We start from the raw sequence: 15,249 nt of genomic DNA on the forward strand, positions 1-15,249 counted from the left end.
GATAACACTCTGCGGCAGAAGATACCTCTATTTGCCTTTTCCGGGAATAACAGCATAACTCAGGTGATTTTTCGAAGCAGGACAGCCGCAACAATAGCCGATTATTTTTCAGACCTGTTGATGCTGATAGGTGATGGCAGGCAAGCAGAAGCACTTTGCCTGCCTTAAACAATAAAGTGGTTTTCTATACCGGATGACTAGATGCCGAGCTTGCCCAGCGATTAAGCCTACTAACGGAGCCCGTCCAATATCGCCAAAGTCAACGCCGATTGGTTCATGGTGTAAAAATGCAGCCCCGGTGCACCATTATCCAGCAAGCGTTGGCATAATTCCGTCACTAACTCCAAACCAAACGCCTGTATCGAAGCGCGGTCATCACCGTAGCTCTCCAGCTTTTTCCGCATCCAACGCGGAATGTCCGCCCCGCACATTTCCGAAAACCGGAACAACTGGGTATATTGGCTAATCGGCATAATGCCCGGCACAATAGGAATATCAATGCCGTGCTTGGCGCAATTATCAATAAAATAAAAATACGCTTCGGCATTATAAAAATACTGGGTAATGGCGGCATTCGCCCCCGCTTCCACCTTACGCTTAAAATTCTTAAAATCTTCCGTGGCATTCAGTGCCTGCGGATGCACTTCAGGATAAGCGGCGACATGAATTTGGAAATGGTCGCCCGTCTCCTCACGGATAAAGCCGACCAACTCATTGGCATAACGGAACTCGCCCGCCGACATCATGCCTGACGGCAAATCACCGCGCAGGGCGACAATCTTACTGATGCCGTTATCCTGATAATCTTGCAAAATAGTGCGGATACTGTGCTTGGTCGAGGCGACACACGACAAATGCGGTGCCGCCGCTATGCCCTTGGTCTGAATATCGACCACCGTATCAAAAGTCTTATCACGGGTCGAACCGCCCGCCCCAAACGTCACCGAGAAAAAATCCGGCTGACGTTCCGCCAATTGGCTCTGCACCAACTGTAAACTGGCCGTCCCTTCGGGGGTTTTTGGCGGGTAAAACTCAAAACTGAACAACTGCGGATGGTGTTTTTGTGTGTGCATGTTATATCCGTGGCTAAACTGAGTGTTTAGGATGGGGGAGATTTTTCTTCCCAGAATTATAGGCAACCTTTACGCGCTTTTTTATAATCATAGTCTGGATCGGGGTCGAACTTGCCAAATAATTCAATAAGGTTAAGCTGCTTTCGGCTATTAACAAACTCAAGCAAGGCGGCAGTAACCACCGCTTCTTCACTGTCCAAGCCGCTTAACTGCAAAGCGTCGTTAAGCAAACCGTTATCTATGGCAAAATGCCTGTTCATAATAACCGCTCCTTATTAACGGCAAAAGGCGCGTCATCCAAAATGCCCGCGCCTTTTACCCATTCAAGCGATGGTCAAACCCGCATCAATAGCGGTAATGGTCCGCCTTGTAAGGGCCTTCAACAGGTACATTGATATACTGTGCCTGTTCTGCGGTCAAGACCGTCAAGTTAACGCCCAATTGTTGCAAATGCGAACGGGCGACTTTTTCATCAAGCTTTTTCGGCAAGATATAGACTTTATTTTCATACTGCTCGGCATGTTGCCACAATTCGATTTGCGCCAAGACTTGGTTGCAGAACGAGTTGGACATGACAAAGCTAGGATGTCCGGTCGCGCAGCCTAAATTGACCAAACGGCCTTCCGCCAAGATAATCAGGCGTTTGCCGTCAGGGAAAATGACATGGTCGACTTGCGGCTTAATGTTTTCCCAAGTGTATTGGCGCAAAGAGGCAATGTCGATTTCGGCATCAAAATGGCCGATGTTGCAGACAATGGCTTGGTCACGCATCGCCAGCATGTGTTCATGGCGGATGATATTAAAGTTGCCGGTGGCGGTGACAAAAATATTGGCAATCGGCGCGGCATCCTCCATAGTGACCACGCGGTACCCTTCCATCGCCGCTTGCAGGGCGCAAATCGGGTCGATTTCGGTGATCCAAACTGTCGCACCCAAACCGCGCAGGGATTGCGCACAGCCTTTGCCGACATCGCCATAACCGCAAACTACCGCGATTTTTCCGGCGATCATCACATCAGTGGCGCGTTTGATACCGTCCACCAAAGATTCACGGCAACCGTACAGGTTATCGAATTTGGATTTGGTGACCGAATCGTTGACGTTAAACGCCGGAACAGTCAGTGTGCCTTTAGCAACCCGCTCGTATAAACGCAATACGCCCGTGGTCGTCTCTTCCGACAAGCCTTTGACATCCGCCATCAGCTCAGGGAATTTGTCGTGCATCATATTGGTGAGGTCGCCGCCATCATCCAAAATCATATTAGGCCGCCAGCCGTTCGGGCCGATAATGGTTTGCTCAATGCACCACTCAGCTTCCTCTTCAGTCTCACCTTTCCAAGCAAACACCGGGATGCCCGCCGCCGCCATTGCTGCGGCGGCATGGTCTTGGGTTGAGAAAATATTGCAGGACGACCAACGTACCTCGGCGCCCAACGCCGTCAAGGTTTCAATCAACACCGCCGTTTGGATAGTCATGTGCAAACAACCGGCAATCCGCGCCCCTTTTAACGGCTGCGCCGCACCAAACTCGCTACGCAAAGCCATCAAGCCCGGCATTTCGGTTTCGGCAATATTAGTTTCCTTACGGCCCCAATCGGCCAGAGCCATATCGGCTACTTTATAATCGTGCTCGCTCATTAGTCATAATCCTGATGTGGTGATTAAATGCCCGCCGCCGCTTTTAACGCGTCGACTTTATCGGTTTTTTCCCAGCTAAAGGTCGCTTCGTTACGGCCAAAATGCCCATAAGAAGCGGTCGGCTGATAAATCGGTTTTAACAGGTCGAGCATGGCGATCAGGCCTTTCGGACGCAGATCAAAAGTATCCCGGACGATTTGCACCAAACGGTCTTCGCTGAGCTTGCTGGTGCCGAAGGTTTCCACACTGATAGAAGTCGGCTCGGCAACCCCGATAGCGTAAGAGACTTGAATTTCGCACCGCTCCGCCAAACCGGCGGCAACGATGTTTTTGGCGACATAACGCGCCATATAAGCCGCTGAACGGTCAACTTTAGACGGGTCTTTACCGGAAAACGCGCCGCCGCCGTGCCGTGCCATACCGCCGTAAGTATCGACAATGATTTTCCGGCCTGTTAAGCCACAGTCGCCTACAGGGCCGCCGATGACAAATTGCCCGGTCGGGTTAATAAAATACTTGGTGTCCTTATGCAGCCATTCTTTCGGCAACACGTGCAGGATAATCTCGTCCATCACCGCTTCATGCAGGGCTTTGGCGCTGATTTCCGGCGAATGTTGGGTAGATAAGACCACCGCATCAATCGCTACCGGCTTGTTGTTCTCGTAACGGAAGGTAATTTGGCTTTTGGCATCGGGACGCAGCCAAGGCAGGGCTTTATTTTTCCGCACTTCGGCTTGGCGTTTCACCAACAAATGCGAATAAGTGATCGGGGCGGGCATAAACACATCGGTTTCGTTGCTGGCATAACCAAACATCAAACCTTGGTCGCCGGCACCTTGTTCGTGGTTGTCGCTTTCGTCCACACCCATCGCAATATCGGCGGACTGCTTGCCGATTGCATTCAGTACGGCACAGCTTTTGCCGTCAAAACCAATGTCGCCGTTGTCATAACCAATCTCGCAAACCACTTTACGCACCAAGGCTTCCATATCCACCCAAGCATCCGTGGTGATCTCGCCCGCCAAAACGACCATACCCGTTTTGACTAGGGTTTCGCAAGCGACCCTGGATTTTGGGTCTTGCGTTAATAAAGCATCTAATACGGCATCGGAAATTTGATCCGCGACTTTATCAGGATGGCCTTCGGACACGGATTCTGATGTAAAAATGAAATTATTGCTCATGCTATCGCCTCGTTGAAAGAATAAATCCCAGATAGACAAAAGGCTGCACTAAGCAGCCTTGTTTTTAATATGGTGGGCCATGTAGGACTTGAACCTACGACCTGCCGATTATGAGTCGGACGCTCTAACCAACTGAGCTAATGGCCCTGGTAACTGTGCTTATTCGCCGTCCAAAAAGCAACGCAACTGCTCTGAACGGGATGGATGCCGTAATTTTCTTAAGGCTTTTGCTTCAATCTGACGGATACGCTCACGGGTGACATCAAATTGCTTACCCACTTCTTCTAAAGTATGGTCGGTGTTCATGTTAATCCCAAAGCGCATCCGCAACACTTTTGCTTCGCGGGCGGTCAGCCCAGCCAAAACATTTTGGGTGGATTCACGAAGTCCGGCAATGGTTGCCGCCTCTACTGGAGACAATACTTTACCATCCTCAATGAAATCCCCCAAATGAGAATCTTCATCATCACCAATCGGCGTTTCCATCGAAATAGGTTCTTTGGCTATTTTCAATACCTTACGTACTTTATCTTCCGGCATCTCCATGCGTTCTGCCAGCTCTTCAGGGGTCGCTTCCCGCCCCATTTCCTGCAAAATCTGCCGTGAAATACGGTTTAACTTGTTGATCGTTTCGATCATGTGTACCGGAATACGGATGGTACGCGCCTGATCGGCAATCGAGCGGGTGATCGCTTGGCGTATCCACCACGTCGCATAAGTCGAAAACTTATAACCACGGCGGTATTCAAACTTATCAACTGCCTTCATCAAGCCAATATTGCCCTCTTGGATCAAATCCAAGAACTGCAAGCCCCGGTTAGTGTATTTTTTGGCAATCGAAATGACCAGCCGTAAATTCGCCTCAATCATTTCTTTTTTAGCGCGACGGGCTTTCGCCTCACCAATGGACATACGGCGGTTAATGTCTTTCAGGCCGTTAATGGTCAGGCCGTATTGCGCCTCAATGTCAGCCAAGGTCTTTTGCGCTTTGCGTAACTCTTTTTCGTACGGCGCTAAGCTTTGGGCATACTCATGCCCTGCCCGCAGAAACTGGTCTAACCACGCCGGGTCAGACTCGTGTTCAGTAAAGGAGACAATGAAATTTTTACGCGGCATTTTCGCATACTTAATAAAAATTTCCAGGATCAGCCGTTCCTGCTCACGCACCGCCGCTACCCCATTAGGGATAATCCCGGTGAGCTTTTTCAAATATTGCGGAGTCCACTTAAATTCCATGAACAAATCCGCCAATACATCAAACGCCGCCTCGGTTTCGGGGCTGACATAGCCGTATTGCTTAATCGTGTCGGAAGCGATGGCCAATTGCCGCCGCAAGCCTTCGACTTTTTCTTGGACTTCTTCGTAAGTCAAGCCCTTAAGCTCATCTTCCGGCGACGCATCAACCGCGACATCACCGACTGGCTGGGCAGAAATCAAATCTTCCGGCTCGCTGGACAAATCGACAAAACCGGAAATCAGGTCAGTCAAACGTACCCCGCCCTCGTCACCGGAAATGTTATCGAACGAGTCCAGAAAATCTTCCACCACCACACACGAGCGGGAAATGGCCTTAACCAGTTGTTGCTGGCCTTCTTCGATGCGTTTGGCGATTTTTAGTTCATCGGCACGGGTCAACAACTCGACCGAACCCATTTCACGCATATACATACGCACAGGATCAGTGGTGCGGCCAAATTCGCTATCGACCGAAGCCAGAGCGGCAACTTCTTCCGCATCTTCATCATCCGTGGTAACGGTCGCCGAATCGGTAATCAGGGAATCTTCATCAGGAGCCACTTCATAGACTTGAATGCCCATGTCGTTGATCATGGCAATAATATCTTCAATTTGCTCAGGATCAGCAATGTCACTGGGTAAGTGATCATTCACCTCGGCATAAGTCAGATAACCTTGGACTTTACCTTTAGCGATCAGTTGTTTAAGCTGGGACTGCTGTTGTTCTTGATTCATCGTTTTCTCACTGAATACCGTATCCAGCACCATTTTGCTGAACCCGTAATTATACTACAAGTTTCCACTGATTTAAAACCAGTTATTTGCTTGCCCCGTGCATTGATAATGTCTTGAACTCTATTTTTTCTTGTTCACTGGCTTTGCCGCTCTCCACTTTTGCCAACAGACGGTTGAAACGGACATCAATGCCCTGCTCCAACAACTTATCCCACGCTCCACTAAACTCCTCCGCCATACCCGCTATCGGCACTTCCAGCCGCAACGCCGCCAACTGCCGGATAATGCCCTCATCAGGATGCCCCCGATAATGCTCCAACAACACACCCGTGCTAGCCGGCCTTTCGGCCAGCAACACCTGCAAAATAGCCTTGAATTTGTCTGCACCTTTAAAATCCAGACACTCCCAATCGATACCCTGCTCGGCCAGCACCGCTATCAGTTCAGGATTTTGCACCAGCATTGCCAAGGTTTGCCGCTCCAGCGGCGGACGGCTGTCTTTTTGGCGGGGCACAAGCACAGTTTTATTAAGTTTAGCCGTTTTATCAGAAACATCCACCGCCGCCTTGCTTATTTCTTGCAAACGCGCCAGCATCATGTCCTTAAAGACGCTATCAGGCAATTTTGCCAAGTAAGGCTTGGCCTTATTGACATATTGCGCCCGCCCTTCGGTCTCTTGGAGATTAAATTCTTCCGCCAGTTGGCCGAAAAAATAATCCGATAACACTTGTGAAGCGAGCATGTCGCCGATAAAGCCCTCCACGCCCTGCCCGCGCACCCAAGAATCCGGGTCATGGCCTTGCGGCAACAGCATCACACGGATTTGCCGACCGTCTTGCAGCACCGAAAACGCCGCCTCCATCGCCTTCCATATCGCTTCCCGCCCCGCATTGTCGCCGTCAAAACACAGCACCACTTCGGCGGTATAGCGGAACAGCAATTCAAAATGGGCTTGCGAAGTTGCCGTACCTAAAGCCGCGACGGCATAATCAATGCCCGACTGCGCCAAGGCGATCACATCCATATAGCCTTCAACCAGAAGGATACGCGGTGGCTTGGCATTACTTTTTAGCAGTTCATACAAGCCATACACTTCACGCCCTTTATGAAATAAGGGCGTTTCCGGCGAATTCAAGTATTTGGGCAGAGAATCGTCCAATACCCGCCCGCCAAAGCCGATCACCCGCCCGCGCTTATCGCGGATAGGGAACATCACCCGATGGCGGAAACGCGCATAAACTCCGCCATTATCGTTAGCGCCCAGCAAGCCGACTTCAATTAAGGCCTGTTGCGGAAAATGCGCGGTCAGCGCTTGCCAATCCTGGGGGGCGTAGCCGATCTTAAAGCGTGTCGCCGCCGCACCGCTCAGGTCGCGTTTTTTCAAATACGCCACCGCCTGCCGACCCGCTACGCCTGTGCGTAATTGCTGGACATAAAAATCGGCGACTTGTTCCATCAGCCCATAAAGGTTTTGCAAATCGACTTTATCGGCCTGCGCCCCACTCTCTTCCTTAGGCACATCGACACCGGCAAACGCCGCCAAATCTTCAACCGCCTCAACAAAGTCAAGATGGTTAAACTCCATTAAAAAACTGATGGCGTTACCGCTCGCGCCACAGCCGAAACAATGGAAAAACTGCTTATGGCTGTTGACGGAAAAGCTGGGGGTTTTTTCGCTATGGAAAGGGCAACGGGCAACATAATTGGCACCCGTTTTCTTTAGGGGGACATGCGAATCGATGAGTTCGACAATATCAATCCGCACCAACAGATCATCAATGAAAGCACGGGGAATTCTGCCGCCGGACATGGCTACCAGAACCCGGCCAGCTTATTCAGCCAAAGCCGCCTTGATTTTGACGCCGACGACCGCCATATCGGCACGGCCTTGCAGAGGCGCTTTTAACAGCCCCATGACCTTACCCATATCCTTGATCGAAGCCGCGCCGGTTTCGGCAACAGCGGCGGCAATCATCTGGTCAACTTCAGCATCGGAGAACGGCTGCGGCAAATAATCCTGGATTACCAGAATCTCCGCCTCTTCGACAGCCACCAAATCAGCACGGCCCGCGTCGCCATATTGGCGAATAGACTCACGGCGTTGCTTAAGCATCTTATCCAGCACTAAAATAGTCCGCTGGTCATCCAAAACGATACGCTCGTCAACCTCAACTTGCTTGATGGCTGACAAAATCAGACGGATCACACCCAAACGGGCCTTGTCGCCGCTTTTCATAGCGGCTTTCATGTCGTCTTTAATGCGGTCGGTCAATAAGCCACTCATAATTAGACGGCAGGACGGCCACGACGCAGGTTTTTCAGGGCATAACGCTCACGCGCCAACTTCTTCAAATGTCTTTTAACGGCCGCTGCGCCTTTGCGTTTGCGCTCTGCGGTTGGCTTTTCATAAAACTCACGGCGGCGCACTTCGGCTAAAACACCCGCTTTTTCACAAGCGCGTTTGAAGCGACGGATAGCAATGTCAAAAGGTTCGTTTTCTTTAATTTTTACTGACGGCATTATGTGGTTCCAAGTGTGTTAACATTAAAACAGGAAGCCCAGTGATAGACTGAGCTTAAAAAGCCTTGAATTATACCTTTACTTTAGCCATTTTCAAAAACTCAATGTACGTTTTAGGCATAGAAACTTCTTGCGACGAGACGGGGGTCGCCATTTACCACCCCCAACACGGCCTTATTAGCCACTTTTTATACAGCCAAACCGACATGCACAGCGAGTATGGCGGGGTCGTGCCGGAACTCGCCTCGCGTGACCATATCCGCAAATTGGTGCCGCTCATCCAGCAAACGTTGGCCGACAGCCGCCTGTTGCCCGCCCAAATCGGCGGCATCGCCTATACTGCCGGCCCCGGCTTAATGGGCGCTTTGCTAGTCGGGGCAGCCACTGCCAGAAGTTTGGCATGGGCATGGCAAATCCCCGCCGTCGCCGTCCACCACATGGAAGGCCATCTGCTCGCACCCATGCTGGAGGCGCATCCGCCCCAGTTCCCGTTCGTCGCCCTACTGATTTCCGGCGGCCACACCCTGCTGGTGCGGGTGGACGGCATAGGCCGTTACCAACTGCTCGGCGAATCGCTGGACGATGCCGCTGGCGAGGCCTTCGACAAAACCGCCAAATTATTGGGGTTAGGCTATCCCGGCGGCCCAAGATTGTCGGCATTGGCCGAACAAGGCCAGCCGACTTGGGTATTCCCACGCCCGATGACTGACCGCCCCGGCTTGGATTTTAGCTTTAGCGGCCTCAAAACTTTCGCCCTTAACACCTTCAACGCTTGCGGTAAAACCCAGCAAGATAAGGCAGACATTGCCGCCGCTTTCCAAACGGCGGTATCGGAAACGCTGGTCATCAAATGCCGCCGCGCCTTACAGCAAACCGGGTTGAACAGCTTGGTGGTCGCGGGGGGAGTCAGTGCCAACAAGCAAATCCGCCACGCCCTAGGCGAAATGGCCAACAAAGAAAACGCCGAATTGCACTTCCCCCGACCGGAATTTTGCACCGATAACGGCGCAATGATCGCCTACGCGGGTTGCCAACGGCTTTTGGCCGGCCACCATCAGGACTTGCGCATTTTTGCCAGACCGCGCTGGCCTATAGACGGCTTGGACGCTTGCCCTTAAGGGTAAAAAGTAGCCTGCCGTGAAAAACAACTGGCAAAAACTCACCCAAACTTGCTGAAACCAGTTAAAATATTAGGATTTACCGTAAATCCCGATAACAAAGCAGCAGCTTGGTAGCTATCATGCAAACAAAATACAACACTGATGATTTGAGAATTTGTGAAACAAAAGAAGTCATTGCACCAATTCAGGTTCATGAGGAATTGCCGATTACCGAAGCGGCGGCAGAAACTACCTTAGCCGCCAGAGCCGCCATCCATAACATCCTCACCGGTGCGGATGACCGTGTTCTGGTGGTCATCGGCCCCTGCTCCATCCATGACCCGGTGGCAGCCAAAGACTACGCCCAACGCCTAAAAGCCCTGAAAGATGAGCTACAAGACGACTTGCTCATCGTTATGCGCGTGTACTTTGAAAAGCCCCGCACCACCGTCGGCTGGAAAGGCCTGATCAATGACCCCGACCTGGACTCCAGCTTTAACATCAACAAAGGCCTGCGCATTGCCAGACAACTGTTGTTGGATGTCAGCAGCATGGGTATGCCCGCCGCCACCGAATATCTGGACTTGATCAGCCCGCAATATATTTCCGACTTGATCGCTTGGGGCGCCATCGGTGCCCGCACTACCGAAAGCCAAGGCCACCGCGAACTGGCTTCCGGCGTATCCTGCCCTATCGGCTTTAAGAATTCCACCGATGGCACCATTAAAATCGCCATTGATGCCATTGGCGCGGCCATGAGCCCGCACCATTTCTTATCACTGACAAAAATGGGCCATTCGGCGATTTTTTCCACCACCGGCAACGAAGACGTGCATATCATCCTGCGCGGCGGCAACGACCGCCCCAATTATGATGCCGTTAACGTCCAACAAGTCGCCGAAGGCCTACACAAAGCTAACCTTCGCCCCAATATCATGATCGACTTTAGCCACGCCAACAGCCTGAAACAATGCCAACGCCAGCTCATTGTCGGCGAAGATGTCGGCAGCCAAATCGCCAATGGCGACCACCGCATCATGGGTGTGATGGTCGAAAGCCACCTGAAAGCGGGTAGCCAAAAAATCGTCGACGGCCAAGCCCTCGTTTACGGACAAAGCATCACCGACGCTTGTCTGGCTTGGGAAGACACCGTGCCGTTGCTGCGTGACTTGGCTAAGGCCGTGCAAAAACGCCGTATTGTCAACCCTGAGCGGAGCCTAAAAATATGATGGTCTATGTTAACGGCGACAGCCGTGAATGCGCGGACAACAGCCCTGTGGCCGACTTGCTGGCCGACTTAGGCCTAGTCGGCAAAAAAATCGCGGTCGAACTGAACCACGAAATTTTGCCGTTTACCGATTATGCCAAACAAACCTTAAAGGCAGGCGACCGCCTGGAAATCGTCCATGCCATCGGCGGTGGCCAAGATGACTCATTTATTCTGGCGGGCAAAGCCTACCAGTCGCGTTTATTGGTCGGCACCGGCAAATACAAGGATTTGGAAGAAACCCGTTTGGCGATTGAAGCCAGCGGCGCACAAATCGTCACGGTGGCAATCCGGCGCACCAATATCGGCCAAAACCCCGGCGAACCTAATTTATTGGATGTCATCTCCCCCGACAAATACACTATCTTGCCCAATACCGCAGGCTGCTACAGTGCCGACGACGCGGTACGGACTTGCCGTTTAGCACGGGAATTGCTCGGTGGTCATAATTTAGTCAAACTGGAAGTATTGGCCGACCAAAAAACCCTGTTCCCCGATGTCGCGGAAACCTATCTGGCCGCCGAAAAACTGGTACGCGACGGTTTTGATGTCATGGTCTACACTAACGATGACCCTATCGCCGCCAAACGCCTGGAGGCTATTGGCTGCGTCGCCGTGATGCCGTTGGCGGCACCTATCGGCTCTGGCTTGGGCGTGCGCAACCCGTACAACATTCTGACCATCGTCGAAAATGCCAAAGTGCCCATTTTGGTCGATGCCGGGGTCGGCACGGCTTCAGATGCCGCGATTGCGATGGAGTTAGGCTGCGACGGTGTCCTGATGAATACCGCGATTGCCGATGCCAAAAACCCCATCCTCATGGCTTCAGCCATGCGCAAAGGCATAGAAGCCGGGCGCGAAGCCTTTCTCGCCGGACGAATGCCCAGACGGCGCTTTGCCTCTGCCTCCTCACCCATTGACGGCTTAATCATCTAAGCTTCTGGCAGCCTGCCATAAAGCGGGCTGCGCCTTTTCTGTGCGTATTTATGCTGCCTTCTTCCGATACACCGCTAAAAAAAATCCGTAGCTTCATCCGCCGCCAAGGCCGCTTGACACCCGGCCAGCAACAGGCCATTGACAGCCACTGGCACACCTACTGCCTAGACCCTACCCAAACCTACGACCTACCCACCGTGTTCGGGCGCACCGCACCGCTGATTATGGAAATCGGTTTCGGTAACGGCGAGAGCTTGGCGAAAACGGCTCAAGCCAACCCCGATAAAGACTATCTGGGCATTGAAGTGCACCGCCCCGGAGTCGGGCATTTATTGCTGCTGCTGGCGCAAGAGGACATCAGTAATGTGCGGATTTATTGCCATGATGCTATTGAAATATTAGAGCAGAAAATTCCCGACCATAGCTTAGCGGGTCTGCATCTGTTCTTCCCCGACCCTTGGCCGAAGCAAAGACATCATAAGCGCCGCATCGTCAACCCCGACTTTATCGCCCTGCTGCTGAAAAAACTGCAAGCGGGCGGCTATTTCCACGCCGCCACCGACTGGCAACACTATGCCCGCTCGATGCTGGGAATACTGTCGGCAGAACCGCTGCTGCACAATACCAGCCAGACGGGTGACTATTGCGAACGGCCTGATTACCGGCCTCTGACCAAATTTGAACAGCGCGGCCTGCGCTTGGGGCATGGGGTTTGGGATTTGATTTTTAAAACCCCCACATAAAATTAAGGGCATTCATTATCAGCGTAAAGGCAAGCCTTATAAGGGGTCAGGAACTACATTTTGGCCCATGGCCTCATCAATCTTTACTATAATGGCTTTCAAGCGCTGCAAAGAAGGTAACGTTAAGTCAGGCGGCTTACCTGCAACCGCCCAATCCATCGTATAACTGCCGTCATCATCATACTGACCCACTGCGCCCAACCTAGCGAGCCAACGCCTCATCACTTTATTTTCCAAAGACACCGATGCGCGTAGAGTATCAATAGCCTTGCTGACGGCCATTTTATAGAGCAACGCCAATAAAATCAGCCCCAAGCCCCGGTTTTGATAGCTATCTATAACAACGATGGCAAATTCGGCAACCCGTGGTTGATGCGGCAAACGGATAAATCGGGCTATCCCCAAACCCGTTTGCCCCGCATTGTCTGAGGACAGCGCGATCCAGGCGACATGGTCAGACTGGTCGACCTCCGTAAAATAATCTAATTGTTGGGCAGATAAGCAGACCATAGGGGTAAAAAAACGGAACAAACGCGATTCGAACGATAATGCCGACATACCTTCCGCCACTATTTTCCGGTGTTCAGGCCTAACCGGCCTAAAGCTGACCAACTCCCCATCGGCCAACGCCATATCAAATCCCTCAAGGCCGTCATAAGAATTGCCTTGCATGATACCCCTCGCTTTTAAGATAGGAACAGACATAAAAAAACCCGAAGGGTGCGAACTTTATCCGCACCCTTCGGGTTTTTATAGCACAGGCCAAGCCCACTGTTAACCGCTTTCCCCGACCTGATTTTCTAACTGCATAGATTTGACCATAATCGCCAGTTCGTCGCGTTGACGCTTTAACGGCGCCACTTCCGCCTCTAAGGCGGCAATATTTTCCGCGACCGTGCCTTTGGATTCGTTAATTTTCCTTAACATCTGCAAACGGCCTTCAATCTGCTTTTTGTGGTCTTTGATTTGTCTTGCCAGCGGCGATAACGCGCTGTTGCTCCAAGCTATCGCATCGTCATGGGCTTGCTTAAGGATATTTCGTGCCTTCAAAATTAAGGTGCTATACAATTTATCCACCACAATATGCTGCTCGGTCATAGTGACTTTAGTGCTGGTGCGGAATATCTCACCTTCTTCAAAAACCTGCTCCAGCTCAATCTGATATTTCTTGATATCAAACAGCTTTGGCTCAATTTCCTTAAAGCCGTATTCATCCTTAAACTTTTTATGGATAGCCTTAACCAGACGGCGGGTCTCATTAGTGATGTCAGAGGAATCTTGCAACATATCACGCAAATCATCGAACAGCTTGCGGATATTTTGCTTCATACCCACGGTAGTCAGACTCTTAGTAATGTCATGCCGGGCGACACTAATAACATCATTGATTTTCTCGTCAGAAAAAGAGTCGATCAGCATTTTTGCTTGGACGATAAACACTCGGCGGCTAGATTGGAAGTTTTCCACATTCGCCATATAAACACTTTGTCGGTCACGGGTTTCCGCCATCAGCTTGCCGGTCATATCCTGATTATGGAAATCGACTTTCCTAAACTCTTCCAGCTGCTCAGTGGCATGGGTCAGCGCTGTAGAAGTCAGGTTAATGGACTCGTTCACCAAGCCGCCAATATCGCGCATGACGGTAGCCGCCATGATATTACGCTTTTCCCGCAAAATATCGTTGGCAAGATACCCTTCCAAGCCACTAATCCGGCTTCTTTTCAATAACTCAGCGTCACCTTTGATTTTGGCAAGCAGCGCCTGCTTGGCGGATAACGGAAAAATAGACTCTTCATCTATCTTTAAAATAGTCGCCGAAGCTTTAATTTGCGACTTGATCGCACGGTCATAATCCGTATTGCCGCCCAAATCGTCCCACATGGCATCAATCTTATTCATGACCACCGCCAAGCCCTGCTTTTTAGCGCTACGGGCACGGTTAATATGGTTTAGCCAGATTTCCAAGTCGCTTTTCGTCACACCCGTATCGGCCGCCAACATAAAAACAATCGCTTGGGCACTAGGCAACATATTCAGCGTCAATTCCGGCTCGGTACCTAACGCATTTAAGCCTGGGGTATCAATGATGGACAAGCCTTCTTTCAGCAAAGGGTGCGGAAAACTGATGAGGGCATGACGCCAACAGGGAATTTCCACGCTGTCAGGATTAATAGAACCCTGAGTTGCCGCTTCCCGCTCATTCCACAGACCCAACTTATCCGCTAGTTCCTTATTGACTTTTTTAGTGGCGATCAACTCCTTAAACACCGCCTGCATTTGCGTCGGCGAATTGGGGTTAAGCTCAAACTTAGTCCACCGCTCAGGCATGGTTTTAAACTCCGCCAGCGACATATCTTCCAAACGGCTTTCGATATTCAACAGACGGATATAACTGCCGCCCTCTGCATCATAAAAAATTTCCGTAGGCGACATGGTGGTACGGCCAGGCGAAGACGGCAATAAACGTACCCCCGACTCGGCAAAAAACATTGCATTAATCAGCTCGGTTTTACCGCGCGAAAATTCCGCCACAAATGCCAACGTGATTCGGTCATTCTTTAAACTGGACAGGATATTTAAAAGTGTATTGGTGCGATGGGCATCATCCATCCCATAACGCACCAGCCATTGCTGATACATCTCTATCGCCTGTACCAGATTTGCACGCCATTGCGAATATTCGTGCATTTTTTCTTTAAATTCCAAGTTCCTCATGGCAAGCCTTTTGTAAAAAACACGATTTTAGTAAATGAATCGGGACAGCACGTTTATGTAACAAATTGTAGTTGAAATATCTGCAAGCGTTAGGATAATCCA

At 51.0% G+C, this 15,249-nt stretch carries 14 protein-coding genes and 1 tRNA gene; 4 read left to right on the forward strand and 11 right to left on the reverse strand.

The features are described from left to right. Positions 1-230: 230 nt before the first annotated feature. The 9 genes from metF to rpsU all read right to left on the reverse strand — a co-directional run bounded on the left by metF (position 231) and on the right by rpsU (position 8,386). Positions 231-1,073: a methylenetetrahydrofolate reductase [NAD(P)H] gene (gene metF / locus CEK71_RS05865; RefSeq protein ID WP_088618510.1), complete on the reverse strand. Its 843-nt coding sequence runs from the start codon at positions 1,071-1,073 to the stop codon at positions 231-233. Positions 1,074-1,129: 56 nt separating this feature from the next. Further along, the gene (locus CEK71_RS05870; RefSeq protein ID WP_088618511.1) at positions 1,130-1,333 is read right to left on the reverse strand and encodes a type II toxin-antitoxin system VapB family antitoxin; all 204 of its coding nucleotides are present in this window, start codon (positions 1,331-1,333) and stop codon (positions 1,130-1,132) included. 85 nt (positions 1,334-1,418) lie between these two features. Next, positions 1,419-2,711 (reverse strand): adenosylhomocysteinase, encoded by a 1,293-nt coding sequence (gene ahcY / locus CEK71_RS05875; protein WP_088618512.1) that lies wholly within the window; start codon positions 2,709-2,711, stop codon positions 1,419-1,421. A gap of 23 nt (positions 2,712-2,734) precedes the next feature. After that, positions 2,735-3,895, reverse strand: coding sequence for a methionine adenosyltransferase (metK, locus tag CEK71_RS05880; RefSeq protein ID WP_088618513.1), 1,161 nt, complete (start codon positions 3,893-3,895; stop codon positions 2,735-2,737). Positions 3,896-3,965: 70 nt separating this feature from the next. After that, positions 3,966-4,042, reverse strand: a tRNA-Ile gene (locus CEK71_RS05885). A gap of 12 nt (positions 4,043-4,054) precedes the next feature. Beyond that, the gene (gene rpoD / locus CEK71_RS05890; RefSeq protein ID WP_088621517.1) at positions 4,055-5,866 is read right to left on the reverse strand and encodes an RNA polymerase sigma factor RpoD; all 1,812 of its coding nucleotides are present in this window, start codon (positions 5,864-5,866) and stop codon (positions 4,055-4,057) included. Positions 5,867-5,948: 82 nt separating this feature from the next. Continuing rightward, positions 5,949-7,676, reverse strand: a complete 1,728-nt coding sequence (gene dnaG, locus CEK71_RS05895) for a DNA primase (RefSeq protein WP_088618514.1) — start codon at positions 7,674-7,676, stop codon at positions 5,949-5,951. A 21-nt stretch (positions 7,677-7,697) separates the two neighbouring features. Then, a complete protein-coding gene (locus CEK71_RS05900) occupies positions 7,698-8,150 on the reverse strand; it encodes a GatB/YqeY domain-containing protein (RefSeq protein ID WP_088618515.1) in 453 nt (150 codons plus the stop codon). Between the two features lie 2 nt (positions 8,151-8,152). Continuing rightward, positions 8,153-8,386, reverse strand: coding sequence for a 30S ribosomal protein S21 (gene rpsU / locus CEK71_RS05905; RefSeq protein WP_088618516.1), 234 nt, complete (start codon positions 8,384-8,386; stop codon positions 8,153-8,155). Positions 8,387-8,490: 104 nt separating this feature from the next. Between rpsU and tsaD the strand changes: the two genes are divergently transcribed. The 4 genes from tsaD (at position 8,491) to trmB (ending at position 12,432) form a co-directional block, all read left to right on the forward strand. Next, a complete protein-coding gene (tsaD, locus tag CEK71_RS05910; protein ID WP_088621518.1) occupies positions 8,491-9,504 on the forward strand; it encodes a tRNA (adenosine(37)-N6)-threonylcarbamoyltransferase complex transferase subunit TsaD in 1,014 nt (337 codons plus the stop codon). 122 nt (positions 9,505-9,626) lie between these two features. Further along, complete coding sequence (gene aroG, locus CEK71_RS05915; RefSeq protein WP_088618517.1) at positions 9,627-10,715, forward strand: 3-deoxy-7-phosphoheptulonate synthase AroG; 1,089 nt, start codon at positions 9,627-9,629, stop codon at positions 10,713-10,715. Then, positions 10,712-11,689: a sulfur carrier protein ThiS gene (thiS, locus tag CEK71_RS05920; protein WP_088618518.1), complete on the forward strand. Its 978-nt coding sequence runs from the start codon at positions 10,712-10,714 to the stop codon at positions 11,687-11,689. Before aroG ends, thiS begins: the two co-directional genes overlap by 4 nt. 50 nt (positions 11,690-11,739) lie before the next feature. Further along, positions 11,740-12,432: a tRNA (guanosine(46)-N7)-methyltransferase TrmB gene (gene trmB / locus CEK71_RS05925; RefSeq protein ID WP_088618519.1), complete on the forward strand. Its 693-nt coding sequence runs from the start codon at positions 11,740-11,742 to the stop codon at positions 12,430-12,432. A gap of 36 nt (positions 12,433-12,468) precedes the next feature. Here the strand turns inward: trmB and CEK71_RS05930 are convergent, their stop codons facing one another. Then, positions 12,469-13,137, reverse strand: a complete 669-nt coding sequence (locus CEK71_RS05930; protein WP_232463772.1) for a GNAT family N-acetyltransferase — start codon at positions 13,135-13,137, stop codon at positions 12,469-12,471. A gap of 69 nt (positions 13,138-13,206) precedes the next feature. Then, positions 13,207-15,147 (reverse strand): dynamin family protein, encoded by a 1,941-nt coding sequence (locus tag CEK71_RS05935; RefSeq protein WP_088618521.1) that lies wholly within the window; start codon positions 15,145-15,147, stop codon positions 13,207-13,209. Between the last annotated feature and the right edge of the window lie 102 nt (positions 15,148-15,249).

It is taken from the genome of Methylovulum psychrotolerans (assembly GCF_002209385.1).
In the GTDB taxonomy this organism is placed as follows: Bacteria; Pseudomonadota; Gammaproteobacteria; order Methylococcales; family Methylomonadaceae; genus Methylovulum; species Methylovulum psychrotolerans.

Coding starts and splice junctions, on each gene's coding strand:
- metF (WP_088618510.1), bottom strand. CDS start 1,073: ATGCACACACAAAAACACCATCCGCAGTTGTTCAGTTTTGAGTTTTAC.
- CEK71_RS05870 (WP_088618511.1), bottom strand. CDS start 1,333: ATGAACAGGCATTTTGCCATAGATAACGGTTTGCTTAACGACGCTTTG.
- ahcY (WP_088618512.1), bottom strand. CDS start 2,711: ATGAGCGAGCACGATTATAAAGTAGCCGATATGGCTCTGGCCGATTGG.
- metK (WP_088618513.1), bottom strand. CDS start 3,895: ATGAGCAATAATTTCATTTTTACATCAGAATCCGTGTCCGAAGGCCAT.
- rpoD (WP_088621517.1), bottom strand. CDS start 5,866: ATGAATCAAGAACAACAGCAGTCCCAGCTTAAACAACTGATCGCTAAA.
- dnaG (WP_088618514.1), bottom strand. CDS start 7,676: ATGTCCGGCGGCAGAATTCCCCGTGCTTTCATTGATGATCTGTTGGTG.
- CEK71_RS05900 (WP_088618515.1), bottom strand. CDS start 8,150: ATGAGTGGCTTATTGACCGACCGCATTAAAGACGACATGAAAGCCGCT.
- rpsU (WP_088618516.1), bottom strand. CDS start 8,386: ATGCCGTCAGTAAAAATTAAAGAAAACGAACCTTTTGACATTGCTATC.
- tsaD (WP_088621518.1), top strand. CDS start 8,491: ATGTACGTTTTAGGCATAGAAACTTCTTGCGACGAGACGGGGGTCGCC.
- aroG (WP_088618517.1), top strand. CDS start 9,627: ATGCAAACAAAATACAACACTGATGATTTGAGAATTTGTGAAACAAAA.
- thiS (WP_088618518.1), top strand. CDS start 10,712: ATGATGGTCTATGTTAACGGCGACAGCCGTGAATGCGCGGACAACAGC.
- trmB (WP_088618519.1), top strand. CDS start 11,740: ATGCTGCCTTCTTCCGATACACCGCTAAAAAAAATCCGTAGCTTCATC.
- CEK71_RS05930 (WP_232463772.1), bottom strand. CDS start 13,137: ATGTCTGTTCCTATCTTAAAAGCGAGGGGTATCATGCAAGGCAATTCT.
- CEK71_RS05935 (WP_088618521.1), bottom strand. CDS start 15,147: ATGAGGAACTTGGAATTTAAAGAAAAAATGCACGAATATTCGCAATGG.